This window comes from Roseofilum capinflatum BLCC-M114 (genome assembly GCF_030068505.1).
Taxonomy (GTDB): Bacteria; Cyanobacteriota; Cyanobacteriia; order Cyanobacteriales; family Desertifilaceae; genus Roseofilum; species Roseofilum capinflatum.
Genome location: NZ_JAQOSO010000048.1, coordinates 1 through 2,850 on the forward strand (window position 1 = coordinate 1; position 2,850 = coordinate 2,850).

Sequence of the window (2,850 nt, forward strand, 5' to 3'; positions counted from 1 at the left end):
AGATGAAGGTGTGCCCTCTTCCCCCAGCCCCTGCTCCCACAGGAGAAGGGGAGCGTCAGAAGTCTCTCTCCCTGGGGAGAGAGATTGAGAGAGAGGGCACAACCCTGGGCAACATGAAGGTGTGCCCTCTTCCTCCAACCCCTTCTCCCACGGGAGAAGGGGAGAAGAAGTCTCTCTCCCGTGGGAGAGAGATTTAGAGAGAGGGCATTATTCAAACATCAAGAGCAATATTATGTCTAAACTGCTTATATCCGAATATCAAAGAGAAGTCGAAGAAATCATCCGTTATGGTGGCTCTCGGAATGAGTCTTCTATTCGGGGCGCGTTTCAGAAATTATTGGGAGACTATTGTAAAACAAAAGACTTTCGCCTCATTCCAGAATTGGAGTATGCGACCAAAAATGGTAAGCTCCTGTACCCGGATGGGACGGTGAAAGATGCCCTGCGCCTGGACTGGGGATATTGGGAAAGTAAGGATGAGTATGATAATCTCGATGAGGAGATTGAGAAAAAATTTACCAAGGGCTATCCCAGGGATAATATCATTTTTGAGGACTCGCAAACGGCTGTTTTGATTCAGGGAGACTCGGAACAGTTGCGCGTCTCCATGCAGGATGTCGAGGCTCTAGACCAACTCCTGCAACGGTTTATCGACTATGAGCGTCCGGAGGTGAAAGGGTTTCGGGAGGCTCTGGAGCAGTTTAAGCAAGACGTGCCCGCAATATTAGTACAGTTAAGAGAGAATATATCACAGGCTTCGCAAAATAACAAGAACTTCCAGGAAAAACGGGATAAATTTCTGCAAATTTGCCGCAATTCCATTAATCCGGAAATTAGTTTGGAAGATGTGCGAGAAATGATCATCCAGCACATCTTAACTGAGGATATTTTTACCAATATTTTTAATGAGTCCCAGTTTCATCGGGAGAATAACATTGCTCGCACCTTGTCGGAAGTGGTGCAAACCTTTTTCACGGGAGCAGTGAGACGGAATACATTAGGCAGCATTGAACATTATTATGCGGTGATTCGGCGCAGTGCGGCCAATATTGCTAACCATCATGAGAAGCAGAAGTTTCTCAAAGTCGTTTACGAGAACTTTTATAAAGCCTATAATCCCAAGGCAGCCGATCGCCTGGGCATCGTCTACACCCCCAATGAAATTGTCCGGTTCATGATCGAGAGTACGGACTATTTGCTGCATCAACATTTTGGCAAGGTTTTGGGGGATGAAGGGGTAGAGATCTTAGATCCCGCTACGGGCACGGGGACGTTTATTACCGAATTGATTGAATATTTGCCTGCTCACCAGTTGCGCTACAAGTATTTAAACGAGATTCACTGTAACGAGGTGGCGATTCTGCCGTATTATATTGCCAACTTGAATATTGAGTACACCTATCAGCAGAAGATGGGGGAGTATCTGGAGTTTGAGAATATTTGTTTTGTCGATACGCTGGATCATACGGCCTACGATTATAAGCAGATGGATTTGTTTGCCATGACGTTGGAGAACACCGAGCGCATTCAACGGCAAAACGACCGGGAGATTTCGGTGATTATTGGCAATCCGCCTTATAATGCTTGGCAAGAGAGTTTTAATGATAATAATGCCAATCGGGTTTATCGGGCGATCGACCAACGGATTCGAGAAACCTATGTGAAACAGGGAACAGCACAGAATCAAAACGCCCTTTATGATATGTATGTGCGCTTTTACCGTTGGGCAACCGATCGAATTAGCAAAAATGGGATTATCACGTTTGTCACTAACTCCTCGTTTATCAATGCTTTAACGTTTGATGGCTTTCGCAAAGTCGTGCAGCGCGAGTTTAGAGATATTTATCTGATTGACTTGGGGGGCAATATCCGCGCTGGGGATAAAACGGGGAATGTGTTTGGGATTAAAGTTGGGGTGGCGCTTGGATTTTTGGTCAAACGAGAATCATCTGATGCTCATCCTTGCTCTATTCATTATTGGAGCGCGTCTGAACTGCAAACCGTGGAGGAAAAATTAGCAGTTTTAGCCAGTCGCAAGTTTGAGCAATTCGAGTTTAAGCATATTCAGCCGGATAAAAAGCAGAATTGGATTAAGTTGACAGATAATGATTTTGATCAGTTGTTGCCGTTGGTGGATAAGGAGGTGAAGGCAGGGCGCTCTCAAGAGGCTGTTTTTCAGTTGTTTTCCAGAGGTATTGCAACTCAGCGCGATGAGTGGGTGTATGATTTTTCGGATAAGACGCTCTCGGAGAAGATGCAGTTTTTTGTAGATACTTATCAGAGAACACTGGCTGATCCAGATCATCCTGAGCGCAACCAGATTAAATGGGATCGAGAGTTGACTAAATATTTGCAAAGGAGAATTGTTAAGCAGTTTGACCAAGGCTGCATTGTCCGCAGTCTCTATCGTCCCTACACCAAGCAATATCTCTATTTTGATCGCCATTTTAATGGCATGACTTATCAGTGGTTTAGTATTTATCCTGATTCACAATCAGAAAATATATCAATTTGGATGAAAATGGGCAGCGAAATTCCTTTTTTTCATCTTGCCACTCAATACATCTCAGATCTTCTCCCTCAAGGTGGTTCCCAATGTCTTCCTCTCTATCGCTACGACGAAAACGGAAACCGCCAGGAGAACATCACCGACTGGGCACTAGAGCAATTTCAATCCCATTATGGGCATCAGGGTGTGCCCTCTTCCCCCAGCCCCTTCTCCCACGGGAGAAGGGGAGCAGAAGTCTCTCTCCCTGGGGAGAGAGATTTAGAGAGAGGGCACAACCCTGGGCAACATGAAGGTGTGCCCTCTTCCCCCAACCCCTTCTCCCACGGGAGAAGGGGAGCAGA

Annotated in this window: 2 protein-coding genes; both read left to right on the forward strand. The window is 45.8% G+C overall.

The genetic code is table 11. The features are described from left to right. On the forward strand, nucleotides 1-197 hold a 197-nt coding region (locus PMG25_RS09120), incomplete at its 5' end, for a hypothetical protein (RefSeq protein ID WP_283766586.1). Nucleotides 198-232: 35 nt separating this feature from the next. Then, the coding region (locus tag PMG25_RS09125; protein ID WP_283766587.1) for a type ISP restriction/modification enzyme at nucleotides 233-2,850 on the forward strand (2,618 nt) is incomplete at its 3' end.